This is a genomic window from Poseidonocella pacifica, assembly GCF_900111875.1.
Classification (GTDB): domain Bacteria; phylum Pseudomonadota; class Alphaproteobacteria; order Rhodobacterales; family Rhodobacteraceae; genus Poseidonocella; species Poseidonocella pacifica.
The window spans coordinates 238875-263252 of sequence record NZ_FOJU01000001.1 but is presented as its reverse complement, the minus strand read 5'-3'; the positions used below and the strand labels follow the sequence as shown (position 1 = coordinate 263252).

At 58.5% G+C, this 24378-nt stretch carries 19 protein-coding genes, 2 tRNA genes and 1 other RNA gene; 11 read left to right on the top strand and 11 right to left on the bottom strand.

From position 1 onward, the window contains the following. Positions 1-3: 3 nt before the first annotated feature. From ychF to rpsF, 4 genes are all read right to left on the bottom strand, one after another. On the bottom strand, positions 4-1101 hold the full coding sequence (gene ychF, locus BM234_RS01235; protein WP_092059851.1) for a redox-regulated ATPase YchF: 1098 nt from the start codon (positions 1099-1101) through the stop codon (positions 4-6). Positions 1102-1237: 136 nt separating this feature from the next. Further along, entirely contained in the window at positions 1238-1870 is a 633-nt protein-coding gene (rplI, locus tag BM234_RS01230) for a 50S ribosomal protein L9 (RefSeq protein ID WP_092059849.1), read from the bottom strand. Between the two features lie 10 nt (positions 1871-1880). Continuing rightward, positions 1881-2108, bottom strand: coding sequence for a 30S ribosomal protein S18 (rpsR, locus tag BM234_RS01225; RefSeq protein WP_005982441.1), 228 nt, complete (start codon positions 2106-2108; stop codon positions 1881-1883). Between the two features lie 26 nt (positions 2109-2134). Then, positions 2135-2488 carry a 30S ribosomal protein S6 gene (gene rpsF, locus BM234_RS01220; protein WP_092059847.1) on the bottom strand — a complete coding sequence of 118 codons (354 nt, stop codon included), beginning with the start codon at positions 2486-2488 and terminating at the stop codon, positions 2135-2137. Between the two features lie 202 nt (positions 2489-2690). Between rpsF and BM234_RS01215 the strand changes: the two genes are divergently transcribed. The 3 genes from BM234_RS01215 (at position 2691) to rnpB (ending at position 4505) form a co-directional block, all read left to right on the top strand. Then, positions 2691-3197, top strand: a complete 507-nt coding sequence (locus BM234_RS01215; RefSeq protein ID WP_139226755.1) for a hypothetical protein — start codon at positions 2691-2693, stop codon at positions 3195-3197. 80 nt (positions 3198-3277) lie between these two features. Further along, on the top strand, positions 3278-4069 hold the full coding sequence (trpA, locus tag BM234_RS01210) for a tryptophan synthase subunit alpha (RefSeq protein ID WP_092059844.1): 792 nt from the start codon (positions 3278-3280) through the stop codon (positions 4067-4069). Positions 4070-4112: 43 nt separating this feature from the next. Beyond that, positions 4113-4505: RNase P RNA component class A (rnpB, locus tag BM234_RS01205), an RNA gene on the top strand. Here rnpB and BM234_RS01200 read toward each other — a convergent pair. The 4 genes from BM234_RS01200 to dnaG form a co-directional block, all read right to left on the bottom strand. Next, the gene (locus tag BM234_RS01200) at positions 4505-4915 is read right to left on the bottom strand and encodes a secondary thiamine-phosphate synthase enzyme YjbQ (RefSeq protein ID WP_092059842.1); all 411 of its coding nucleotides are present in this window, start codon (positions 4913-4915) and stop codon (positions 4505-4507) included. The genes rnpB and BM234_RS01200 overlap by 1 nt on opposite strands. A gap of 121 nt (positions 4916-5036) precedes the next feature. Next, entirely contained in the window at positions 5037-5789 is a 753-nt protein-coding gene (locus BM234_RS01195; RefSeq protein WP_217645936.1) for a Stf0 family sulfotransferase, read from the bottom strand. A gap of 129 nt (positions 5790-5918) precedes the next feature. Beyond that, positions 5919-7895: an RNA polymerase sigma factor RpoD gene (rpoD, locus tag BM234_RS01190; RefSeq protein WP_092059838.1), complete on the bottom strand. Its 1977-nt coding sequence runs from the start codon at positions 7893-7895 to the stop codon at positions 5919-5921. 114 nt (positions 7896-8009) lie between these two features. Beyond that, positions 8010-9956, bottom strand: coding sequence for a DNA primase (gene dnaG / locus BM234_RS01185; RefSeq protein ID WP_092059836.1), 1947 nt, complete (start codon positions 9954-9956; stop codon positions 8010-8012). A 143-nt stretch (positions 9957-10099) separates the two neighbouring features. On the opposite strand from dnaG, the gene BM234_RS01180 reads away from it, so the two are divergent. The 3 genes from BM234_RS01180 to BM234_RS01170 all read left to right on the top strand — a co-directional run bounded on the left by BM234_RS01180 (position 10100) and on the right by BM234_RS01170 (position 14497). Further along, positions 10100-13534: a pyruvate carboxylase gene (locus BM234_RS01180; RefSeq protein ID WP_092061264.1), complete on the top strand. Its 3435-nt coding sequence runs from the start codon at positions 10100-10102 to the stop codon at positions 13532-13534. 142 nt (positions 13535-13676) lie between these two features. Then, complete coding sequence (locus tag BM234_RS01175) at positions 13677-14342, top strand: YrbL family protein (protein WP_175501171.1); 666 nt, start codon at positions 13677-13679, stop codon at positions 14340-14342. A gap of 80 nt (positions 14343-14422) precedes the next feature. Continuing rightward, a tRNA-Gly gene (locus BM234_RS01170) sits at positions 14423-14497 on the top strand. A gap of 164 nt (positions 14498-14661) precedes the next feature. On the opposite strand, the gene BM234_RS17400 is transcribed toward BM234_RS01170, so the two are convergent. Beyond that, a tRNA-Tyr gene (locus BM234_RS17400) sits at positions 14662-14745 on the bottom strand. Positions 14746-14876: 131 nt separating this feature from the next. Here BM234_RS17400 and rlmB point away from each other — a divergent pair. Next, complete coding sequence (rlmB, locus tag BM234_RS01165) at positions 14877-15659, top strand: 23S rRNA (guanosine(2251)-2'-O)-methyltransferase RlmB (protein WP_092059832.1); 783 nt, start codon at positions 14877-14879, stop codon at positions 15657-15659. A gap of 298 nt (positions 15660-15957) precedes the next feature. Here rlmB and BM234_RS01160 read toward each other — a convergent pair whose 3' ends face one another. Further along, positions 15958-16242 (bottom strand): DUF3572 domain-containing protein, encoded by a 285-nt coding sequence (locus tag BM234_RS01160; protein ID WP_092059830.1) that lies wholly within the window; start codon positions 16240-16242, stop codon positions 15958-15960. Positions 16243-16322: 80 nt separating this feature from the next. On the opposite strand from BM234_RS01160, the gene BM234_RS01155 reads away from it, so the two are divergent. Beyond that, on the top strand, positions 16323-17714 hold the full coding sequence (locus tag BM234_RS01155; RefSeq protein ID WP_092059828.1) for a diguanylate cyclase: 1392 nt from the start codon (positions 16323-16325) through the stop codon (positions 17712-17714). A 182-nt stretch (positions 17715-17896) separates the two neighbouring features. Continuing rightward, positions 17897-18511 carry a hypothetical protein gene (locus BM234_RS01145; protein ID WP_175501170.1) on the top strand — a complete coding sequence of 205 codons (615 nt, stop codon included), beginning with the start codon at positions 17897-17899 and terminating at the stop codon, positions 18509-18511. On the opposite strand, the gene murD is transcribed toward BM234_RS01145, so the two are convergent. After that, positions 18508-19917 (bottom strand): UDP-N-acetylmuramoyl-L-alanine--D-glutamate ligase, encoded by a 1410-nt coding sequence (gene murD, locus BM234_RS01140; RefSeq protein ID WP_092059822.1) that lies wholly within the window; start codon positions 19915-19917, stop codon positions 18508-18510. The two genes, BM234_RS01145 and murD, sit on opposite strands and share 4 nt — an antisense overlap. 441 nt (positions 19918-20358) lie before the next feature. Here murD and BM234_RS01135 point away from each other — a divergent pair, with 441 nt between their 5' ends. Beyond that, a complete protein-coding gene (locus BM234_RS01135) occupies positions 20359-24018 on the top strand; it encodes an SdrD B-like domain-containing protein (protein WP_092059820.1) in 3660 nt (1219 codons plus the stop codon). A 135-nt stretch (positions 24019-24153) separates the two neighbouring features. Then, complete coding sequence (locus tag BM234_RS17200; protein WP_139226753.1) at positions 24154-24357, top strand: VPEID-CTERM sorting domain-containing protein; 204 nt, start codon at positions 24154-24156, stop codon at positions 24355-24357. Positions 24358-24378 lie beyond the last annotated feature (21 nt).

Sequence of the window (24378 nt, the reverse complement as noted above, 5' to 3'; positions counted from 1 at the left end):
CGCTCAGGTGTTGAAGAGGAAGTGGAGCACGTCGCCGTCCTGCACCGTATAGCCCTTGCCCTCGGACCGCATCTTGCCGGCTTCCTTCGCCCCCTGCTCGCCGCCGAGCGCGATATAATCGTCATAGGCGATGGTTTCCGCGCGGATGAATCCCTTCTCGAAATCGCCGTGAATGACCCCCGCGGCCTGCGGCGCAAGCGCGCCCGTCCGCACGGTCCAGGCCCGCGCTTCTTTTGGCCCCACGGTGAAATAAGTCTGCAAATTCAGAAGGTTGTATCCCGCCTTGATGAGCCGGTCGAGCCCCGGTTCCTCCAGCCCCATTTCCGAGAGGAACATCTCTGCTTCCTCGGCATCAAGCTGGCTGATCTCTTCTTCGATCTTGGCGGAAATCACCACGTGGGAGTTGCCCTGCGATGCCGCCATCTCCGCCACGCGCGCAGACTGAGCATTGCCCTCCGCGGCTTCATCCTCGGCCACGTTGCACACGTAGAGCACCGGTTTCGTGGTCAAAAGTTGCAGCATTTTCCATGCCTTGGCGTCATCTTCGTCGATCTCGACCACCCGCGCCGGCTTGCCTTCTTCAAGCGCGGCGAGCGCCGCCTTGAGCAACCGCTCCTGCTGCACCGCGTCCTTGTCGCCGCCCCGAACCTTACGGGTCAGGTTCTGCATCCGCTTCTCAATGGAATCGATATCGGCAAGCATCAATTCGGTCTCGATGGTCTCCGCGTCGGCAACCGGATCTACCCGGCCCTCAACATGGGTCACATCGCCATCCTCGAAGCAGCGCAAGACATGCGCGATGGCATCTACCTCCCTGATATTGGCGAGAAACTGGTTGCCCAGCCCCTCCCCCTTGGAGGCCCCCTTCACGAGGCCCGCGATATCGACAAAGGTCATGCGGGTCGGGATGATCGACCGCGATTTCGCAATTTCCGCCAGCGTATCGAGGCGTTTGTCCGGCACCGCCACCTCGCCGACGTTCGGCTCGATCGTGCAAAAGGGAAAGTTCGCGGCCTGCGCCGCTGCGGTACGGGTCAACGCGTTGAAAAGAGTCGACTTTCCCACGTTGGGAAGCCCGACGATGCCCATCTTGAAGCCCATGCCGGCTCTCCTTCGTACTGATGTCGCGCCGCTTCTAGTCCCCCGGTGAGCGGGGCGCAAGCTGGCGGTATCTGGTCATGAAAAGGGCCGCGCGAGAATTCCCGCACGGCCCCGAATACTGTCTTCGCTCAAGCGCTTAGCCGCGGTCGTTTTCCTCGGCGGCCTTGTCCTCGGGCGTCTCGACCACTTCGGCAAGATCGTCGTCGTCCGATGCAGCAGCACCGATATCGTCGAAGAGTTCCGCGATCTCGTAATCAGCTGCGGCTTCTTCTTCTGCGGCGAGTTCCTGAATGGACTTGCCGGAAGCCTGAAGCTCAGCCTCTTCGTTGGAGCGGGCGACGTTCAGCTGGATCGTCACTTCGACTTCGGGGTGCAGCGTCACGTGAACGTCATGCAGACCGAGTTCCTTGATCGGGCGGGTCAGAACGATCTGCTTGCGATCAAGCGTATAGCCGTTCTCCGTCGCGGCATCCGCGGCGTCGCGCGTGGTGACGGAGCCATAGAGATAGCCGGAGTCAGACGCCTGACGAATCACGACGAACTGTTTCCCATCGAGCGTGGTGGCAAACTTCTCGGCTTCTTTCTTGGTCTCGAGGTTGTTGGCCTCAAGCTGAGCTTTCTGGGTCTCGAATTGCGCGATGTTTGCCTGCGAGGCGGTAAGCGCCTTGCCCTGAGGCAGCAGGAAGTTGCGCGCATAGCCGGATTTCACCTCGACCACTTCGCCCATCTGGCCAAGCTTGGCCACGCGTTCCAGAAGGATGACTTGCATGTCTTTCTCCTTACTTCACAGCATAGGGCAGAAGGGCGAGGAAACGGGCGCGCTTGATTGCACGGGCCAGTTCACGCTGCTTCTTTGCCGATACGGCGGTGATACGGGAGGGCACGATCTTGCCACGCTCAGAGATGTAGCGTTGCAGCAGACGCGTGTCCTTGTAGTCGATTTTCGGGGCATTGTCGCCGGAGAAGGGGCAAACCTTACGACGACGGAAAAATGGTTTTGCAGCCATATCTTAGCGTCCTTTCCTGTACCTGATCAACGACGTTCGCGACGGCTGTCGCGTTCGTCACGCTTCTGCATCTGGATGGAGGGGCCCTCGGCGTGTTCGTCGACCTTGATGGTCAGAACCCGCATCACATCGTCGTGCAAACGCATGAGGCGTTCCATTTCCTGAACAGCCGTCGCGGGTGCGTCGGTTTTCAGAAAGGCATAGTGCCCCTTGCGGTTCTTGTTGATCTTGTAGGCCATGGTCTTCACGCCCCAATATTCGCTCTCGACCAGCTTGCCGCCGTTGTCGGAGAGAATGGTGGAGAAATGTTCGACGAGGCCCTCGGCCTGTGCGCTGGAAAGGTCCTGGCGCGAGATGAAGACATGCTCGTAAAGCGGCATGTGCACTCCTATCATTGCAAGCGCGTTTCATAGGGCGGGATCACCTTCCGCCCCCACCCACGAGAGACCGCGCGGTTCGAAAATGCCGCGGAAGGAGCGCCTCTCATACAGTGTCACGCGTTTTTCGCAAGCCCCCCTCCCGGCGGCAGTCACCCGATTTCCTCGGGGTTGCCTCATTCTCGTCCCTTTTTGGATATAATCGTTGTCTCAGGGGCTGACCTGTCCCGGCAAGTACGAGGTGAAGCCCATGCAGTTGCAAGCGGCATTTTTCGAAGAGACAGTGCGTCCACGCTCCAAACAGACCTTGGCGCCCACACCCTCGGGTGGCCCTATGGCCGTCTCGGTGCTCTGCGCGCTTACGGGCGTGGGTTTGCTCATCCTCGTGCTCCTGACGCCTGATGCCGGTCTTGCCCCCTTGGGCCTGACGATCTGCGTTCTGATGATCTATGCCGCCTGGACGATCTATAGGGGCACTCGAACAACACCCCGGCCCGAGATCCAACTCGATATGCCGAAGAATGAAATCCGGATCATCTCACACGATGAACAAGGCTCTCAGCGATATCTGCACCGCAGCTTGGACGCATTGGGCGATGTGCGCCTTGACGGCTCGGACCTTGTGATCTTCGATGTAGAGCGTAGAGAAGTGCTCCGGTCCGGCATCACGAACAGCAAAACGCGCGCCAAACTAGAGGCGATGCTCCCCTGATCCCGGTGCCTCTGCGGCAAATCGCATTGATTTCCGGCGCAACTTTCTGCATGTCAGCTTAAACCGTTGCAGGGGGCACCATGAGCCGGATCGACACGACATTCGCCGCATTGAAGCAGCAGGGACGTAAAGCCTTCGTCGCCTATATCATGGCCGGTGATCCGGATTTCGAAAGATCGTCGGAAATCCTCGCAGGTCTTCCCGAAGCAGGCGTCGACATCATCGAGCTCGGCCTGCCCTTTACTGACCCCATGGCAGACGGGACCGTCATACAACGCGCCGGGCAAAGAGCGCTGGAGGCGGGGCAAACGCTCCAACGCACGTTGGATATGGTGCGAACCTTCCGCCAGACCAATACTACGACCCCGATCGTCCTGATGGGCTATTACAACCCGATCTATTCCCGTGGTGTAGAGACTTTTCTGCGGGATGCCACGGATGCAGGGATCGACGGGCTGATCATCGTGGACCTTCCCCCTGAAGAGGATGAGGAGCTGTGCATCCCGGCCCAGAACGCGGGTCTGAACTTCATCCGGCTCGCCACCCCCACCACTGATGACAAGCGCCTGCCAAAGGTGCTGCAGAACACCTCCGGCTTCGTCTACTACGTATCGATCACCGGTATCACCGGGGCGGCGGCCGCCGAGGCGACCGATGTTGGCCCCGAGGTCGCACGGATCAAGGCCAAGACGGATTTGCCGGTCATCGTGGGCTTTGGCATTCGCACGCCCGAAGCTGCGGAGAAGATCGCCTCGGTCTCCGACGGATGCGTTGTCGGTTCCGCGATCGTAGCGGAAATCGCTGAGGGTAAACCGGCATCGGAAGTCTTGGCATTCGTCCGCTCCCTCTCCGATGGTGCCCACCGCGCTTGAATTTCATTGACCGACGCGCCTCGTATCGCTACGTCCGGCGAGCGCGGAAGGGCGGATGGCTGCGGCGCGTATGCGTCGAGGAAAGTCCGGACTCCACAAGGCAACGGTGCCGGGTAACGCCCGGCGGGGGCAACCCCAGGGAAAGCGCCACAGAGAATGAGACCACCGTGCATGCACGGCAAGGCTGAAACGGTGGGGTAAGAGCCCACCGCGGGACGGGTAACCGGACCGGCACGGCAAGCCCCACCGGGAGCAATGCCGAATAGGGATCGCACGCGGGATGGTCGGTTCGCCGAAACCTCCGCAGGGCCGGCCTTGGCCCGGCGATCCGGGTTGGCAGCTTGAGCCTCTTCGGTAACGAAGGGGCCAGAGGAATGGTCATCCATGGGGGTTTCGACCCCCGGGACAGAATCCGGCTTACAGCCCTTCCGCGCGTTATCCTGCCATGAAATGCGCCGCCACGTCGCGGTGGTGGGGCCGGCGCCGATGCTCCACCAAATAGATCCCCTGCCAACGCCCGAGCAGCAGCCGCCCATCCCTCACCGGGATTTGCAGCGACACCGGCAGCAGTGCCGCCTTGATATGCGCGGGCATGTCATCGGGCCCCTCCAACGTGTGGCGCAGATAGGACATGGACGGGTCATCCGCGGGCGGCGCAATCCGGTTGAGATAGGCCATCAAGTCCGCCTGCACATCCGGATCGGCATTCTCCTGTATCAGCAGCGACGCGGACGTGTGCCGAACAAAGAGCGTAACCACCCCATCTCCCCGGGTCCAGCGAGCCACCTCGTCGGTAAACTCATAGAAGCCCGGCCCTTGGGTCGCGATTGTGAAGTTGGTTTGCATGGCCTGCCCTTCTCAATTTGGCGAAGCGTTCCGCCCTATCTCTGCATTTTCAGCGGTCACGGACGAGGGGCACAACACCCGCAGGCCCCCCCCTCTGGCGCAGGGAAGCTGCACGCAGGTGTCAGCAACTTTCCAGAATGGTGGCGCGCTCGCGTGCAAGACGCGCCATGAGGCGCGGATGTTCCGCTTCAAACCGATCGGCGAACTCGATATTGCGCGCCGTGCCGATCTTTGTGTGCTTAGGGACCAGTGGCAACGCATGGGGTTCAGCAACGCCGATGTTTCGGGCGATAAGCTGAGCGATATGGAGATCAGCCATGCCCGAAAGCCGCTCATAAGATAGCCGCGTGGGTGACACCCCGAAGCGCGCGAATATCTTCTCACACGTCACCTCCATCTCCCGCAGATGGTAGAGCCAATGACGTATGTTCTCGGGATCATACTCAAACACGCTATCCGCGGCGGCCCGCTCTTCTTCGGTCGACAGTGGTGCGTGGCTTACCTTCGTTTTTACCATTTTGGCCAAAGATACCGCCTGTGCGACAATGTCCTTGCGTATCAGCCAGAAGCATGGCGCATCGCGGAAGTACTTCATGAACTGGGCCGCGCCACCGAACGTCTGCTCTATCATCACAGCGTTGACTTCGCATCCGAATACGCCGCCGGGCGCTCGCTCCCGCATCGCAGCTTGCACGTATTCATCAAGAGACCGCGCACCGTTTCTCGCTGCCAGACGGGGCACTTGGCGCGGGTGAAAGCACTCTTGCGGACTGCCGAGCGTACCGGTCGCCGATGCAATCTCGGTAACCCTGCTGCTGCCTGAGCGCGGCGTGAAATAAATCACATAGATCTGCTGAGGAGCAGGAATTTCCATCAACGCCTCGAAGCGGTCCCGTTGGCCCGCTGGGTAGTCACGCCAAAGGCGCCGGGCCAAATAAGCCCGACGCCTCTGTCGAATGAACCCTGCAACGCCGGTCCGAGCCAGCAGACCCGTGCGCAGCATCTATTGGTCGAGGAAGCTCCGCAGTTTGCGGCTGCGGCTCGGGTGTTTGAGCTTTCGAAGAGCTTTCGCTTCGATCTGGCGAATCCGCTCTCGGGTCACGCTGAACTGTTGGCCAACCTCTTCGAGGGTGTGGTCGGTGTTCATCCCGATCCCGAAGCGCATACGCAGCACACGTTCTTCACGAGGCGTGAGCGATGACAGGACCCGAGTGGTCGTCTCCTTGAGGTTTTCCTGAATGGCGCTGTCGAGGGGCAAGATCGCATTCTTGTCTTCGATGAAATCGCCAAGCTGGCTATCTTCCTCATCCCCGATCGGGGTCTCAAGCGAGATAGGCTCTTTGGCGATCTTCATCACCTTGCGAACCTTCTCCAGCGGCATTTGCAACTTCTGGGCCAATTCCTCCGGCGTCGGCTCTCGGCCGATCTCGTGAAGCATTTGCCGACCGGTCCGAACAAGCTTGTTGATCGTCTCGATCATATGCACCGGAATCCGAATGGTCCGGGCCTGATCCGCGATGCTTCGCGTAATCGCCTGCCGGATCCACCATGTCGCGTAGGTGGAGAACTTGTAGCCTCGACGATACTCGAACTTGTCCACGGCCTTCATCAGGCCGATGTTGCCTTCCTGGATCAAATCGAGGAACTGAAGCCCCCGGTTCGTGTACTTCTTGGCGATCGATATCACGAGCCGCAGGTTGGCTTCGACCATTTCCTTCTTGGCCTGACGCGCCTCTTTTTCGCCCTTCTGGACTTGGCTGACGATGCGCCGGAATTCCGAAATATCGAGACCGACATACTGACCAACTTGCGCCATGTCGGAGCGCAGTTCTTCTGCCTTGCCGCGGAAACGTTCGATAAACATCTGCCAGCCGCGACCGGATTTCTCCGCCATCCGATCAAGCCAGCCGGGATCAAGCTCATAGCCGCGATACTCGTCAACGAATTCGCGCCGGTTGATGCGCGCCTGATCCGCAAGCTTCACCATGGCGCTGTCGATCTGCATGATGCGCCGGTTGATGCCATAAAGCTGGTCGATCAGGGCTTCGATACGGTTGTTGTGGAGATGAAGCTCATTCACAAGCTTCACGATCTCCGAGCGTAACGACTGGTATTCGCCCTCTTGCGAGGCGCTGAAGGTGCCATCCTCGTTGATCGTCGCCGAAATTCGGCTGTCCTGCATTTCGCTGAGGCGAACGAAATCCTCCGCGATACGGTCCAGCGTTTCCAGCACGAGCGGCTTGAGCGCGGCTTCCATCGCGGCGAGCGACATATTCGCCTGCTCTTCGTCCTCTTCGTCGTCGTCCTTCTGAATCGGATTGCCGTCAGCATCGAGTTCAGGGCCGGTATCGCGCTGCTGAGCGGGCTGTGTTTCTGCTGGCTCGACGACAGCGGTTTCCGCGCCTTCCTCACCAAGCTGATTGCCAAATGTGGTCTCAAGATCGATCACATCGCGAAGCAAAATGTCCTCTGACAGGAGTTCGTCGCGCCAGATCGTGATCGCCTGAAAGGTCAGCGGACTTTCGCATAGCCCGGCGATCATGGTGTTCCGGCCAGCTTCGATCCGCTTCGCAATGGCTATCTCGCCTTCACGCGACAGCAGTTCGACAGACCCCATTTCACGCAGGTACATCCGCACCGGATCATCCGTGCGATCAAGCTTTTCGGACGCGGCAGACGACACCGCGACATCCCCACCCCGGCCGGCTTCGACCACGGCGGTGCTCTTTTGCTCTTCTTCTTCGACCTCATCGTCTTCGATGATGTTGATGCCCATCTCCGACAGCATCGACATCACGTCTTCGATCTGCTCGCTGTTGACCTGATCGGGCGGCAAAACCTGATTGAGTTGGTCGTAGGTGATGAACCCCCTCTCGCGAGCCTCGGCGATCATCTTCTTGACCGCAGTCTGGCTCATGTCGAGCGAGACATCCTCTTCGCTCGTCTCCGGCTTCTGGTCGTCAGTATCTTTAGCGGCCATGCAGTGCTCCTGGCTGAGAGGCGGAGTGATTCGATAAACTCGAATCATGTCGCGTTTCAGAGTGATTCGCACTCCCGGATACGCGAAAAGTCCAAACTTTTCCCCGCGAGTTTCCTATTTACGCCCCTTGGTGAAGCCAATTTGCCCTAGAAGTGCGTCGAGTGCCATGCGTTCATCGCGATTGATTCGTGTTCCATTCTCCGCGATGTCGTATTCGGCCTTGTCCTGCGACTCGCTTCGGCTTGTCCGCAGAGCCGCCTGCGCGGCTTGCCCGAGCCGCCATGTCACGGCTTCATCGGCGAACCCTGCGAGATCCTCTGCAGCTTCGGCAACTTCCGCCTCGAGTCCGCGGCGGGCATCCATTTTGGCCAGTTCTTCAGACAACGTCATCCGAGCAAGCTCGGCATTTCCTGGGTTCCTGACGGCGGGTGTTATGGCCACATGGTTCACCCGAAGCAGCGTTTCAAGGGCATCGGGCCCTATTTCCCTGACAAGCGCGCCGCGAAAAGCCTCGGGATCTGCCTCCGCACGACGCAGTATCGCCTCCCTCAAACGGCCATGTTCGGGGTCGACACAGGGCAAATCTTCGATCCTGTCTTCGAATTCGACAATCACGCTCGGCGTCGCGATGAGCGTCGCCAGAATAACCGCCACACGCAGTCGTTCCTCTCCGCTATCTTCACCTGTGGCCAGCAACGAAGCCTTCGTATTCGCACGCGGGAATTCCACTTCTGGGCGAAATTTCCCGCCCCCGCGTCGTGACTTTGCTTGTGGCTTGCGCCGAAACAATTGCCACCGGAAGTCCTTCAGTTCCATCTCGTAGTGTTGGCGAAGGGACGGATCGGCGATCCTTTGCGTCGCGTCGCGCAAAGCTTTTTCAAGCCCGGCCTTCCGTTCGGGGCTATCGAAGACTTTTCCTTCAGTTTCACGCTGCCACAGCAGCCTGACTGGGGGAATCGCGGCCTCCAGAACAGTCGCCATAGCGCCAGCGCCTTTCGTTTTGATCAGATCGTCCGGATCCATCCCGGCGGGCATCAGGGCAAATCGAAGCGAACGCCCCGACGATAGCAGCGGCAGGGCAAGGTCGATGACCCGATACGCCGCGCGCAGGCCCGCAGCATCCCCATCAAGCGCGAATACCGGCTCCGGCGCGATCCGCCAGAGGAGTTCGAGTTGGGCTTCTGTGACTGCCGTACCAAGGGGTGCAACCGCGCCGCCAAATCCCGCACCACAAAGCGCGATGACATCCATGTACCCTTCGGCGACGATGAGGGGCGCCCCCTTCCCCACCTCGGCCCGTGCTGGACCGTGATTGTAGAGATTTCGCCCCTTGTCGAACAATAATGTTTCGCTTGAATTCAGGTATTTGGCGTTGTCGTCCGGATCAATCGCCCGCCCGCCAAAGGCAATGCAACGCCCCCGTGCGTCCCGGATCGGGAACATGATCCGGTTGCGAAAGACATCGTAAGGCCGATTTCCCGACTTACCTTCCCGCACGAGACCCGCGCCGAGAATGAGATCTTGGGGCACGCCCTTGTTCGCAAGATGCTCGGATACTCCCTGCCATCCCGGTGGAGCGAATCCGATTTCGAACTGTTCGAGTGCCGGGTCCTCAAGACCACGCTTCTCCAGATAAGCGCGCGCTTCGCTACCGGCACCCGTCTTCAGTTGCAGGCGATACCAAGAGACGGCCTGCTCCATCACCTCCGCGAGCTGGGCCGCCCGGTCCTGCTTCTGCTTTGCCTTCGGATCCCGCTGGGGCATTTGCATCCCCGCCTCGCCGGCCAAAATCTCGACGGCCTCCATGAAGCCGACATTCTCGGTTTCCTGAACAAACCCGAAGACATCTCCCTTCGCCCCGCAGCCGAAGCAGTGATAAAAGCCCTTGCGATCATCTACGTGAAACGATGCCGTCTTTTCATGGTGAAAGGGGCACGGGGCCCACATGTCGCCCTTGGCCTGATTGGATTTGCGCGTATCCCACATGACCTTGCGACCGACGACCTGAGCCATGCTCAGTCGGTTGCGCAACTCGTCCAAAAAGCCGGGAGGCATGCTCATGGCTGTAATATCCCTCTCTACGATACGGGTGTCCAGCCACCTGCGCACGCGCTGCAGCGCCGCGCAAATGCTGCGTGTGCAAAATAATCGTGGACTGTCACAAGGGAAAGGGTAGCGTTCAATATATGTCGCAGGAGATCCAGATGACCGATTTTTCGAAAATCCTCATAGCCAACCGGGGCGAAATCGCGATCCGCATCATGCGCGCGGCCAACGAGATGGGCAAACGCACAGTCGCGGTCTATGCCGAAGAAGACAAGCTCAGCTTGCATCGCTTCAAGGCAGACGAGGCATATCGGATCGGCGAGGGTCTGGGTCCGGTACAGGCCTACCTCTCAATCTCGGAGCTCATACGCGTCGCCAAGAAGTGCGGTGCGGATGCCATCCATCCCGGCTATGGCCTCCTGTCCGAGAACCCCGATCTGGTCGATGCTTGCGTCGCCAGCGGCATCACCTTCATCGGTCCGCGGGCGGAAACGATGCGAAAACTGGGCGACAAGGCCAGCGCTCGGCGGGTTGCCATCGCAGCGGGCGTTCCCGTCATCCCGGCGACTGAAGTCCTTGGCGATGACATGGATGCGATCAGACGAGAGGCCGCCGAGATCGGCTATCCGCTGATGCTCAAGGCCAGTTGGGGCGGCGGGGGCCGAGGAATGCGCCCGATCCTCGCCGAAGCAGAGCTTGAGACCAAAGTTCTAGAAGGCCGCCGCGAAGCCGAAGCCGCATTTGGCAATGGCGAAGGTTATGTAGAGAAGATGATCACCCGCGCGCGTCACGTCGAAGTACAAATTCTTGGGGACAAACACGGAAACCTCTATCACCTGTTCGAACGGGACTGCACGGTTCAGCGGCGCAACCAAAAGGTCGTAGAACGCGCCCCTGCGCCCTACCTCACGCAGAAGCAGCGCGAAGAGGTGTGCGAGCTAGGCTACCGCATTTGCAAGCACGTGAACTACGAATGCGCCGGAACGGTCGAGTTCCTGATGGATATGGAAACCGAGCAGTTCTACTTCATCGAGGTGAACCCGCGCGTGCAGGTCGAACACACGGTAACCGAGGAGGTGACCGGGATCGACATCGTACAGGCGCAAATCCGCATTGCCGAAGGAAGGACCCTTGCCGAAGCAACTGGCAAGACGCGGCAAGAAGACATCGCACTGAACGGCCACGCCCTTCAGACACGGATCACCACAGAAGATCCCCAAAACAACTTCATCCCCGACTACGGACGTATTTCCGCATATCGAACTGCCACCGGTATGGGCATACGTCTCGACGGGGGCACGGCATATGCGGGGGGAGTGATCACCCGATACTACGACTCCCTGCTCGTGAAGGTCACCGCTCACGCCCAAACGCCCGATGCCGCCATCAGACGGATGGATCGCGCCCTTCGCGAGTTCCGCATCAGGGGGGTGAGCACGAACATCGATTTCGTTGCCAACCTCCTGAAACACCCGACCTTCCTGAACGATACCTACACAACGACGTTCATCGACACGACACCAGAGCTTTTCGATTTCCCCGAGAGGCAAGACCGCGCAACGAAGATCCTGACCTACATTGCCGACATCACCGTCAATGGTCATCCCGAAACCGCAGGTCGCGCACGCCCCGAGATCGAGCATGAACCGAAAGCACCCGCGCCGACCGATGCGCCGTCACACGGGCTGCGGCAGGTCATGTTGGAACAAGGACCGCAAGCGGTCGCGGACTGGATGCTGGTTCAGCGCGAGCTTCTTTTGACCGACACGACGATGAGAGACGCGCACCAGAGTTTGCTCGCAACTCGTATGCGGTCCATCGATATGATCCGGGTGGCCCCCGCCTATGCGTCCAACCTGCCCGGCCTCTTTTCGGTCGAATGCTGGGGCGGCGCGACATTCGACGTGGCCTACCGGTTCTTGCAGGAGTGTCCATGGCAGCGATTGCGCGATTTGCGTGCCGCGATGCCCAATCACCTCCTACAAATGCTGTTTCGCGGGTCCAATGGCGTTGGATACACCAATTACCCCGATAACGTCGTAAAAAGCTTCGTCCGGCAATCCGTTGCCACCGGCGTTGACCTTTTCCGCGTGTTTGATGCGCTCAACTGGGTCGAGCAAATGCGGGTGGCCATGGATGCCGTGCTCGAAGAGGGCAGGATTCTCGAAGGGTCGATTTGTTATACCGGCGACATTCTCGATCCCGACCGCGCGAAATACGACATCAAGTATTACGTCGGCCTCGCGCGGGAGCTGAAGGAGGCCGGAGTTCATATTCTTGGCCTCAAGGATATGGGCGGCCTGCTCAAGCCCGCCGCGGCGCCGGTCCTCGTGAAGGCCCTGAAAGAGGAAACGGGTCTTCCTATTCATTTTCATACGCATGACACGTCAGGGGCGGGCATTGCCACAATACTGGCGGCAGCCTCCGCCGGGGCGGACGCTGCTGATGCTGCGATGGACGCGCTCTCCGGCAATACAAGCCAACCGACGCTTGGCACGCTCGTAGAGGCGCTGCGGCATACAGAGCGCCAATCGAAACTCGACATTTCGGAAGTTCGCAAAATCTCAGACTATTGGGAAAAGGTGCGCAGGCAGTATGCCGCCTTTGAAAGCGCGCAGCAGGCTCCATCCTCAGAGGTCTACTTGCATGAAATGCCCGGCGGCCAATTCACGAACCTGAAGGCGCAAGCACGCTCCATGGGGCTTGAGGATCGCTGGCCCGAGGTGGCCAAGACCTATGCAGAGGTCAATCAGATGTTCGGCGACATTATCAAGGTAACCCCATCCTCCAAGACCGTGGGTGACATGGCGCTGATGATGGTGACCCAAGGGCTCACGCGGGACCAAGTCGAAGATCCCGACGTTGACCTGTCATTTCCGGAAAGCGTGGTCGCAATGATGAAGGGCGTTCTGGGCCAGCCTCCAGGCGGCTTCCCGCGAGCGCTCCAGGAAAAGGTTCTGAAAGGTGCCGCACCATATACCGACCGTCCGGGACTTCACGCCGACAAGGTCGATCCTGAGAAAGTTCGGGCGGAGCTTGCAACGCAATTCGAACAGGAGATCGACAACGAAGACCTGAATGGTGCTCTCATGTACCCAAAGGTTTTTGCCGATTATCTGGAACGACATGCACTTTATGGGCCAGTTCGCGCCTTGCCGACCCTTACCTTCTTTTACGGCATGAAACCAGGCGATCAGATCAGCGCAGAAATCGACCCCGGCAAGACCTTGGAAATTCGCCTGCAGGCTGTGAGCGAGCCCCATGCCGACGGCAGCGTTCGCCTCTTCTTCGAGTTGAACGGCCAACCGCGCGTCATACGGATAGCAGACAGAAGCGCAAAGGGGATGGTCGCTGCACGCCCGAAAGCAGACCCAGCTAACCCCGGCCATGTCGGTGCACCGATGCCCGGCGCCATTGCCACAGTCGCCGTTGCATTGGGCCAAAAGGTCAAGGAGGGTGATTTACTGCTGACCATCGAAGCAATGAAGATGGAAACGGGCATCCATGCCGAACAGAACGGCACGATCAAGGCGATCCACGTAACGCCCGGGACGCAGATCGATGCCAAGGACCTCCTCATCGAATTTTCATGAGTACAGCGGACAGGACCAGATATTACCTTGAGCGTTGGAGTTGATCGAGCAGCGGTCTCGCCCTACCTCACAAAGGTCTTGAGTTCTCAAGAGACCTCCCAAGCCGTGGAGCCGCTTGGTTTGTGTTAAGAGGGATTTTGTTTTGCTGATTGATCTTTCCGGCCTTGCGCCAGTTGCCCACGGGCGCAACCGAGCAGTTTTCCAGCATCCGAGCGATGCGGGAAAGCTGATCAAAACAATCTTGCCCAGAAAGATGGACAAGGAACCCCTGCGTGGCTGGGTAGAGCGACTGCGAAAGCCTCCCTACACATGGCAGTTCATGAAAGAGATCCGGATGACCTATGAGCTTGCTCGCAGGATGAATTCGGATGTCACCCGCCTGCCAGTATGTGATTGCATCGGGCTGGTTCGCACGACGCTGGGACTCGGGTTGTGTGTGGAGAAGATCTGCAACGCAGAGGGAGAACTTGCGCCGACTTTGCGGCAGATGTTGAACTCGGGCACATTTAAGGAACTGCACCTCGAACGCCTCAACCAGTTTGTCGGTGCAGCCTTCGAGTTTGGCCTTATCGCGAACGACCTCAAGCCCGATAATCTCGTCTTCGAGGATCGAAGCCAACAGTTCGTGATGGTCGACGGGGTTGGCGAGCGCACGGCGATCCCTTTGCGCCTATGGAGCCGCCGGATCAACGCCCGAGAACTGTCCCGGAACTTCGCCCACTACAGCGCATTTTATCCCGGCCTGACTTGGGATGCAGAGCGCCGTGCTTTTTCATTCGCCACGCCAATTTCGCCTCCGAACAGTTGAAAATCAAAAAGTCAGTTTTCGAGCAATTTTCCCCTTGCAGCCCGGCCAAGACATTTATAAACGACGTCTCACCCAAGGACGCGGGCGTAGCTCAGGGGTAGAGCATTACCTTGCCAAGGTAAGGGTCGAGAGTTCGAATCTCTTCGCCCGCTCCAACTTTCCCGGAATTCCGGTGATGCATGACACGGGGGCCGCAAGGCTACCCGTTGTTTTGCATTCTAAAATCCCTCCCATTTCGATCAACCGCGCAATGATCGCGCAAAGCGTGCCCACGGCACCGCAGAGCATATTCCGAACAAATTTCTGAGGAAGGAGTACGTGGTGGGCGACCCTGGAATCGAACCAGGCGTGCGTCTCCGCGAGGGAGTTACAGTCCCCTGCCACACCTTGCGGCCTGTCGCCCACTGCAGGGCCTCGGCCCGTGCGTGTGGCGCTGATTACAATTGGCTCTCTGGGGCGTCAACAGGAAAATCCCTTGCGCGCGACGTCTTGCAAGACCATTTACTGCGGTCACAGCCAAGGGGATCAAATATCATGAAAAAGCCCAAGTGGGTGGTTGAAAAAGAGCGCGGGCAAAAGGTCACCGCGCGCGAGACGGTCTGGCTATTCGGACTGCACGCGGTTCGGGATGCGCTCTTGAATCCACGGCGCGAGAAACTGCGCCTCATTCTCACCCCCAACGCGCGCGAACGTCTGGCAGAAGCCGTAGCTCAGAGCGGAATCGAGCCGGAAATCGCTGACCCCCGCAAGTTTTCAGCTCCACTTGATCAGGGATCAGTCCATCAAGGGGCCGCCCTAGAGGTGCGCCCGTTGGAATGGGGAACGCTGGAGGACGTCTGCCTTGGCGATGGCCAACGTCCACCACGAGTGCTCTTTCTGGATCGTGTAACCGATCCCCACAATGTAGGGGCGATCCTTCGTTCCGCAGAAGTCTTTGGCGCACTGGCCGTTATAGCGCCGCGCCATCACGCAGCCCCTGAAACCGGCGCGCTCGCGAAAACGGCAAGTGGAGCGCTCGAGCGGCAACCCTATCTGCGTGTGGGAAACCTCGCCGACGCGATGGAACGTCTTCGCGCGATGGGCTATCTTCTGCTCGGGCTGGACGGCACTGCGGAGAATACGGTCGAAACAGCTCTTGAAGGGCGACATGACCGCGCCGTGGGCCTCGTACTGGGCGCGGAAGGCCCGGGGTTGCGCCAAAAGACCCGTGAAACCTGCGACGAGTTGGTCCGGATTCCCTTTGCCCGTGATTTCGGCTCACTCAACGTGTCGAATGCCGCGGCCGTGGCGCTCTACGCTTCAGGGCGTTCGCAGTGACGTCGGCATGCACGAAATGGACGTGTCGGTCGGTTTCCGGAGGCGAGGGCCTCACCAATCAAGCTTAATGATTCGTTCACGTTCTGCTTACAATATCTTTAAAGCATCAAAGCGCTGCCTAGATGTATCGAGAAGCGCGGAATTCGGAACTCCCCGCGTTTCATTCACTGTCCCTCGTTCCGCACTTACGCCCGGGCTTCGCCTGGGCGTTTTTTTACCTAGGTGAGTGTTGCCCTACACTTGGCGTACCAAGGATTGGGCCTCGCTAGCGGGTGGCTCCCCGTGCAGCAGACGCAAATCATGTCCAATGAACCTGCTCCCCTCCAGGAAGCGCCGCCCGCGCCTCTTGAACTCTTGAGTATGGAAGGCTCGCGGCATTGCAAAACCCGACGACCCATTCCTCATTAAGCATGATGAAGTCCAACACGCCGACGAGAATTTCAGCCTCAGAGGCACGCGCAATGAGCGTCTCGAGATCAAGTCCGGTAGAGCCAAGAAAGACCTCCAGAAGGTCTTTTTGCGAGGAAATCCATTCCAGAGCGAGCGCGGCAACGAGTTCGGCACTTTCTTGCGTAGTCTGCATTTTCCTCATTTCCGCAACAAATTATTAACTACTTCCACCGTTATTCTTAACCGAAATGGTCTCCGGAGTGGAAGGGCGCGATGGGCGGACGAATTCTGGTCGCAGACGAAGTGGCAACAAACCGTATCGTCCTCAAGGTCAAGCTCTCGGCAGCTTTCTATGATGTCGTACTTGCCGAGAGCATTGAAGAGGCGCGCAGCGCGTTACGCCGTGCGGCACCGGACATTGTCATCGCGGACGCCCGGCTCGGCGGCACCGAGGGATTGACGCTCTGCCGTGCGATGAAAGCGGATCCGTCGACCATGCATATTCCCGTGGTACTGCTGGCAAACGACAATGATATCGAGCTTCGGCTCCAGGCATTATCGGCGGGCGCGGACGATATCCTCGACAAACCTGTTGAGGAAACGGTTTTGCTCGCGCGCGTTCGCAACCTGCTTCGGGCACGCGAGTCTGAACAGGAACTTCGCTTGCGCGACGGCACCCACGCAGCACTCGGATTTTCTGAGCCGACTTCCCCAATCCAGGCCCCCGCGACGATCGCGCTCGTCGCTGGCGAACGGGCCCAAGCGATCCATTGGAAGCATACGCTCACTTCCCTTTTGCCCAACGATCACCTGCGGGTGCTGAGCCGCGATGACACGCTGGGAACGGAATTTGGCGATGCCCCACCCGAAGTTTTTGTGGTGGGCGCATCGCTCAAGGAGGAGAACGACGGGCTGGAACTCATGTCTGAACTGCGGTCCAGAGCAGCAACCCGGCACAGCTCCATCGTCGTTGCCAATGCTACCTGTGATCTGGCCATCGCCGCGCGTGCCTTTGACCTCGGGGCGAGCGACCTGCTCCGTGCGGGGACGGACCCTAGGGAACTTGCACAGCGCATCCAAACGCAGATCCGCCGCAAGCGCCTCGGGGATGCGCTGCGCGCAAATGTCCGGGACGGGCTGCGCGCGGCTGTCACAGATCCGCTCACTGGGCTCTATAACCGTCGCTATGCCCTGCCTCACCTATCACGTGTCAGGGATACCGCGCTGCGCCAAAACCGCGATTTTGCTGTGATGTTGATCGATATCGACTTCTTCAAATCGGTCAACGACCGGTTTGGGCATGCCGCAGGCGATGCTGTACTCGTAACCGTGGCATCCCGTCTCAAAGAAAACATGCGTGCCAAGGATCTGATCGCAAGGATTGGGGGAGAAGAGTTCCTCGTTGTTCTGCCCGACACCAGCCGAGAACAGGCAAAACGCGCCGCTGCTCGGTTATGCCATGTTGTAAATTCCTCGCCCGTTCGCCTTGACGAGATCGGGGAAGAGGTACCTGTCTCGGTTTCCATCGGTGTGTCGGTTTCTTCAGCCAACAGCGATGGCGATCCATCGACCATCGCGAGGCTGATGGCGGAGGCGGATTCAGCCCTTTATGGCTCAAAGAGTCAGGGTCGAAACAAGTTTACCGTAAGCCCCCAAGCGGCCTGAGCCAGCTGAAGTCTTCCCCAAAAGAACCACCCCCTTCCGTCACAAATCTGTCATATCGGATGACGCGCACTCTCATTCGGTGCATACACTCACCGATAGGCGAGGGCCGCGCCACGGCGGAACTTCGTAGGCTTTTCTAAGGGGGAAGCAGGTTGATTCGACATTTGCGAGACGTCGCACACTTGCTTCGCTTTGGCGCGAGGGGTCCTCAAAGTTACGAACGGCTCTACGTCGATCCCCAAGATGTGCAACTCAGTTACTGCAAGCATTTGCCAGATGTTCCCTCTTTTTCTCGGCGGCATAGTGGCGCGATCGTCGGCGGCGATTGGGATCGTGCGACCCGCGACATCGAGGCCAGCCCGAAGATGCGCGCCTGCCGGCTTCATTTCGAAGAAGGGCAAAGTTGGGAAGACACAGGCATATTCGACTACATGATGGCGCGCATAGAGAATGGAAAACCCTTCGATTCTTGCCACAATTTGGACGATGTGCATGAACGTTATAGGCAGATCGACGCGCTTTATGAGTCAATTCGCCGTGCGGGCGTCATCCGAAGCAGAGCGCATCATGTCCTTGGCGTCCCCAGAGAAGGCGACGGTATCTTCATTCACTTTGGCCGGGACGGTCATCCGATATTCGGGATGATCGGCAATCACCGTATGGCGATCGCACGCATCCTGAAGCTACCTCGAATTCCGGTTCAACTCGGGGTGCTTCATAAAGAGGCCTTCGAGGCCGGACACCTTACAGAACTGAGGCAGGGGAGCGCCTTCCCCGAGAGAGCGATTTCGACCTAGTTCGCCGAGCTTTGCAAAACATTCTTGACGTGCCGTTCGAAATCGGCTCCGCGCGCTTCGAAATTATCATATTGATCGAAACTCGCAGCAGCCGGTGCCAACAACACTGTTTCGCCTGCAACGGCGTCAGCACTGGCAAGGTTGACCGCGGTGGCCATGTCGCCGCAGATTGCTACATCTATCCCGGGTAGTTGAAGCGCAAAGTTCGCAGCTTCGCGACCAATCACGTAGGCTTTGACCACGGTGCCAAGAGCGGGTTCCAATCCGGCCAGCCCCCCTTCTTTTTGCAACCCACCACAGATCCATCGCACCGCGGGAAACGCTTGCAACGCTTTCCGGGCACTATCGACGTTGGTTGCCTTGCTGTCGTTCACGAAGGTCACCCCGCCACGGGTTCCCAGTACCTGACTTCGGTGCGGCAACCCCGGGTAAGTCTTGAGCCCAGCCTCTATGTTACGTGGGCTAAGCCCCAAGGCACGGCAGACGGCATAGGCTGCGCAGGCATTCTGGTGGTTATGCGCCCCCGGCAATCCAGGAATCTGGCGCAAGTCCACGGACCCAACCTGCTTCCCCTTGCGCCATTCTGACAAAAACCCCTTTCGCGCATTGACGGACCACCCCGGCCCCTCGGCGCGCCCAGACCCGATCCGGATAACACGATCATCCGTAGGCCCTTCAGAGAGTTGCCCCGCGAGAAACAGCCCCTCGTCTTCGTCGGTACCGATTATGGCGCGATCCGGGCCACCTTCGGCAAACAGACGCCGTTTGGCCGCGAAATATCCGCCCATTCCGCCATGGCGATCAAGATGATCCGGGCTGAGGTTGGTGAAAACCGCGATGTCGGGCGTCAGCGCACGGGCGAGGTCTGTTTGATAAGAACTCAACTCAAGCACGACCACGGCCCCATCCTCTGGCGGCTCCAGATCCAAGACACCGCGCCCGATGTTGCCGGCAAGTTGCGCTGGCCTGCCCGCTTCGTCCAGCACATGGTGGATCAGCGCGGAGGTCGTGGATTTACCGTTAGAGCCGGTAACGGCCACCACTTTGGGCATCGTGTCAAATCGATCCCAATCGGTTTGCGCAAAGGACTGAAAGAACAGACCTATATCGTTGTCGACTTGAACCCCCAAGGTCAAAGCCAACCGTACGATCGGATGCGGCACCGGGTAGAGGTGCGGGATCCCTGGAGAGAGGATCAACCGGGCAACGTCGTCCAAGGCCCCTTGCGCTACCAGATCACGCACCGCGAAACCTTCGCTTGCGGCAACATCACGAGCGCTTTCGTTGTCATCCCAACAAACCGGGATAGCCCCCCCTGCCCTGAGAGACCGCGCCGCAGAGAGCCCGGACCGGCCCAGCCCCAGAACGGCAACCTTTCGCGCTTCAAGACCGCAAACAGGGATCATTTTCGTCGAGCTCCTGCGACAAACACCTCGAATGGCGCGTATCACAAGCTCCCGCCAAAGCGCTACCAAGATGTGATGTCCCGAACATCCCGACAAAATAAGTAAACAAAAGTCTGCACCCTGAGTTAAGCAATTTCAAAAAATTGGGAGCTTTTTAGTAGCAATTTATTAATCATCATGGCATCAACGACTTGCTTGGACCTGTGCTGGTTCAGGCGGAAATTGGGGGAGGCGTGCCTTAGGGGGCAGGCTGCTCCACTAATATTATTGATCGCCTGTTTGTAGGACTTGGACCGTGACCAAATTGTTTTTCGAGTATGGACCCGGATGGGGTCTTGGTCATTTTAGCAGCGCATTGCTGCAAGAGCCGGTCTGGCCCACGAACGTTTCCTCTCCAATTCGGGCCGCGCTTTTCGGGCCCCGAGCGAGGGCCATGAACACATGACCTACCATACTTCACGCTACAGCTCCTCATCTTACAGCAGCTCTTCATACTCCTATGAGGAATTTGAATTTTCCGCCTTTACCGAAGCGGATCTACTTCAGAGCACGAACGGAAGTTCAATCGGGTGTGGCGACAGCTTCACAATGCCCGGCGCTGCCACGGTTTGCATCTCTACGAAAGACAACGATTCCACTTTGTCCGGCGATCACTATGAGAACGCAACGGACGGGTCCGGGCAAAAGGCGACAATCGATGGCGCCGCCACCGGCGCGCAGATGTACGCCGAAAGCTATCACGTGCTGCGCGGCTCCGATGGCCAATATTATTATTTGATCGAGATCGAAGTAGAAGGGTACGACGCCCCCGGCGCAGGCGACGACTATTTCACATTCTACGGCAAGGTTCCCCCAGCTGGTACTCAGCTTGATGTGGTGCAAACTTGTGACGTCAGTGGTTGCTGGATCGACTACAGGTGCCTCGGCGCGGGCGACAAGGCCCCCGAGAACACTCCGCCGACCTTCACCAACGATCCCGATCAAGGCAAGATCTGTGTCAATGAAAACTCCACCTTCGTCATTGATCTCGAGGCATCGGACGAAGATGGCGACGACCTGAGCTACTCCATTTCCGGTGGCGAGGATTCCGGTTCTTTTGTGATTGACCCGAACACCGGTGTTCTGAGCTTCATCGCGCCTCCCGACTATGAAGCGCCTACCGACGACGACGGCGACAACATCTACGAAGTCGCGGTTACCGTCTCTGACGGAAAAGGTGGCGAAGAAACCAAACTGCTCAAAGTCTGTGTTGAAGACGTGACCGAAGGCACGGGCGACTGCATCGTAATCGAAGCAGAGTCCATGGATCTCCACGGGTACACGACTGAGGATCGCGGCGACGCGTCCGGTGGTGCCGGCATCAAGCTCACCCAAAGTTCCGGCTATGCGTCAACGACATTCGAGGGCGAGGCCGGGGTATACGACCTCAAGCTTACCTACCTCGACGAGAGCGACGGCCAAGGAAAAATCAAGGTCTACGTCAACGGCGAGTTCGTCGAGTGGATCCATCTCAATTCTGACAATGGCGGCGCGGGCGGCGTAAGCGGCAGCAATTGGTCGACGGTTACAATCGACGGGCTCGGCCTTACCTCGGGTGATGTCATTACCCTCAAAGGGGTCGGCGATTGCGGCGAGTTTGCCCGGATCGACAAGATTGAACTGTGCGAAGACGACGATCCCTGCATCACCATCGAAGCCGAAGACATGTGCGCCTACGGCTTCAAGGCATACTGTGCTGAGCAGGCTTCCGAGGGTATGGCCGTCAAGCTGTATTGCGCGACCGAAGGCAAGCTTTCCACCACGTTCAAAGGCGGCGAAGGATCCTACACTCTCAAGATCTTCGCTCAGGATGAGAACGACGGGCAATCGATGATCGTCGTGAAGGTCAACGGCGTCGAGGTCGGCACAGTCATGCTTGACCAGGATACCGACGGGTCTGGTAGTGATCGCGGTCCGTTCTCTGAGATCACCCTCGCCGGGCTCGATCTTTCCTATGGTGACGAAATCACGTTGCACGCCAAAGGCGACGGCGGTGAATTCGTCCGCTTGGACAAGATCAAGATCTGCAAGGATGATACACCCAAGCTTGGCGCAATCGGCGACACGGTTTGGTTCGACGCGGATCGTGACGGCGTGCAGGATGATGACGAAGATGGCATTGGCGGCGTAACCGTCACTCTGCTCTCGTCCGCTGGTGTGTTCATTGCAAGCCAAGTTACCGCAGACGATGGCACCTATCTCTTCGAGGGTCTCGAAGCGGGCGACTACGTGGTATCCTTTGACCTGCCAGATGGCGCCTATGCCTTCACAACCCAAGACGTAGGCGACGATGCCGACGACAGCGACGCAGATGTCACATCGGGTGAATCAGGGATCATTACGCTCGCCGAAGGTGAGATCAACCTTACCGTTGACGCAGGTGTGGTCGTAATCCCAGGCTCGCTTTCGGGGCGCTATTTCGTTGATGACAACGCGAATGACGTCGACGACGCAGAACCCGGTGTCGAAGGCGTCATCGTCGAACTCCTCGATGCGACCGGTGCCGGCACCGGCATCACCACCCAGACGGATGCAACTGGGTTCTACCAGTTCACTGGGCTTGAGCCTGGAACATATGGTGTCAAATTCACCGATGCCGTCTCCGGCCTGACACTCGTCGCACCGAACCAGGGAACCGATGACACGATCGACAGTGACGCAACCGATTTGGGAAGTGGCATGTCGGAAATCACCGGGATCGTCGTTCAAGCCGGTCAAGACACGCCCGACAACGATGCAGGGGTCCGCGATCCCGGCACTGCTTCACTTGGCGACCGAGTGTGGGTCGATACCGACAAGGACGGGGTACAGGACGCTGGAGAAGTTGGTCTCGGAGGAGTCGTCGTCACTCTCTATGATGAGACGGGTTCCTCAATCGGGTCGCAGATTACGGACGGCGACGGGAACTATCTGTTTGAGAACCTGACAGCTGGGGAATATTCCGTTGGCTTTGCTGAACCGGACGGGTTCGACTTCACCTTGATGGATCAAGGCAGCGATGCCGACGATAGCGATGCCGACCCGACCACCGGACGCACCGGGACATACACTTTGGCAATCGGCGAAGAAAATCTGACCGTTGACGCAGGGGTTTTTGCGGAAAACATCGACCCCGAGGCCGCAGACGATAATGGAAAGGTTTGCGCTACCGAGGCGGTGATCATCGACGTACTCGCCAACGACGGTGATGCAGATTCCGATCCCCTGACTGTCGCTGTCATCGATGGCGTTACCGTGATGGCTGGTGACACGGTTGTCCTGTCTTCGGGTGCAAGCGTGACGCTCAACCTCGACGGCTCCCTGAACTACAACAGCGACGGTGCCACCTACGGAGGGATCGCGGCCGAGGATCTGATTATCGGGACGGATGCCGTCGACAGCTTCACCTACGGAATCTCCGATGGGAATGGTGGCGCGGCCATGGCGGAAGTCGATGTCAAGATCTGTGGTGCGCTGAATACCGTTGAAACTATTGCCGATAGCCTTCCGGCCGGGGGCGACATGTTTCTGACCATCGATAGCATCGGCGGACAGTTCTACAATGTAACAATCTCTAATACTGGAGATGCCCGATTTGACGGCATCACCTTCGAACAGGGTTACTGCGTTGCAGCTTATGACCCGATCGATACCGATGTCACCGTACCCTTCGAGTTCCACTTGGCAGATGAAACCAGCGTACCACCCGGTCTTATCAGAAATCCTGAGAACCTTGACTTGGTCAACTGGGTACTGAACCAAGATTTCGGGTCCATGGACAACGGCGATGGTCTAGGCGAAACCTACACTGAAGCTGAGATTCAAGGTGCTATATGGGGCCTGACTGATGATATTGTTTTCGTGAACGAAACAAATCCAGCCTTCGGAACAGAAGAAAACGCTCAGGAAATTTTCGATATGGCGGTTGCTTCTGCTGAAGCTGAGGGCTTCGTCCCGTCTGCGGGGCAGCTCGTCGGGCTCATACTTGACCCCACTGAGGCGGCAGAATTGGCTGGAAACGTCCAACCTTTCATCATCGCGGTTCCATTTGACAGTCTTTCAGAAGATTGTCTGTGTTCGTAGAACGATTTGGATGCACACTAAGTGCATCCAGTCGGGTTTAGTTCGGCGAGCCCAAGCGCTGAGTAGTGCGCCAAAGAGCGCTAAGTATATTTACGGGTTTTTGGGCACCCGTCACCAGATAAGGGAAGCATTTCCATGAAGAAATTTGCTCTCGGCGGCTTCATCTCCAGCGTAGGCATGTTCGCCGCGTCAGTCGCTAGTGCCGCCTCTTGCGGCGTCGGTCCGACGTCACCGCCTTGCTCCGTTCCTGAAATCAGCGCGATGGAAGGCACAGCCGCTCTTGCAGCAGTTGCCGCCGTTGTCCTGCTGACATGGGAACGTCGTCGTCGCGCGGCGTAACCTCAGGACATCTGTTCTGAT

Coding starts and splice junctions, on each gene's coding strand:
- BM234_RS01195 (WP_217645936.1), bottom strand. CDS start 5,789: ATGGAAATTCCTGCTCCTCAGCAGATCTATGTGATTTATTTCACGCCG.
- rlmB (WP_092059832.1), top strand. CDS start 14,877: ATGAAAAAGCCCAAGTGGGTGGTTGAAAAAGAGCGCGGGCAAAAGGTC.
- BM234_RS01180 (WP_092061264.1), top strand. CDS start 10,100: ATGACCGATTTTTCGAAAATCCTCATAGCCAACCGGGGCGAAATCGCG.
- rpsF (WP_092059847.1), bottom strand. CDS start 2,488: ATGCCGCTTTACGAGCATGTCTTCATCTCGCGCCAGGACCTTTCCAGC.
- dnaG (WP_092059836.1), bottom strand. CDS start 9,956: ATGAGCATGCCTCCCGGCTTTTTGGACGAGTTGCGCAACCGACTGAGC.
- rpoD (WP_092059838.1), bottom strand. CDS start 7,895: ATGGCCGCTAAAGATACTGACGACCAGAAGCCGGAGACGAGCGAAGAG.
- trpA (WP_092059844.1), top strand. CDS start 3,278: ATGAGCCGGATCGACACGACATTCGCCGCATTGAAGCAGCAGGGACGT.
- BM234_RS01155 (WP_092059828.1), top strand. CDS start 16,323: ATGGGCGGACGAATTCTGGTCGCAGACGAAGTGGCAACAAACCGTATC.
- BM234_RS01160 (WP_092059830.1), bottom strand. CDS start 16,242: ATGCAGACTACGCAAGAAAGTGCCGAACTCGTTGCCGCGCTCGCTCTG.
- BM234_RS17200 (WP_139226753.1), top strand. CDS start 24,154: ATGAAGAAATTTGCTCTCGGCGGCTTCATCTCCAGCGTAGGCATGTTC.
- rpsR (WP_005982441.1), bottom strand. CDS start 2,108: ATGGCTGCAAAACCATTTTTCCGTCGTCGTAAGGTTTGCCCCTTCTCC.
- BM234_RS01135 (WP_092059820.1), top strand. CDS start 20,359: ATGACCTACCATACTTCACGCTACAGCTCCTCATCTTACAGCAGCTCT.
- murD (WP_092059822.1), bottom strand. CDS start 19,917: ATGATCCCTGTTTGCGGTCTTGAAGCGCGAAAGGTTGCCGTTCTGGGG.
- ychF (WP_092059851.1), bottom strand. CDS start 1,101: ATGGGCTTCAAGATGGGCATCGTCGGGCTTCCCAACGTGGGAAAGTCG.
- rplI (WP_092059849.1), bottom strand. CDS start 1,870: ATGCAAGTCATCCTTCTGGAACGCGTGGCCAAGCTTGGCCAGATGGGC.
- BM234_RS01200 (WP_092059842.1), bottom strand. CDS start 4,915: ATGCAAACCAACTTCACAATCGCGACCCAAGGGCCGGGCTTCTATGAG.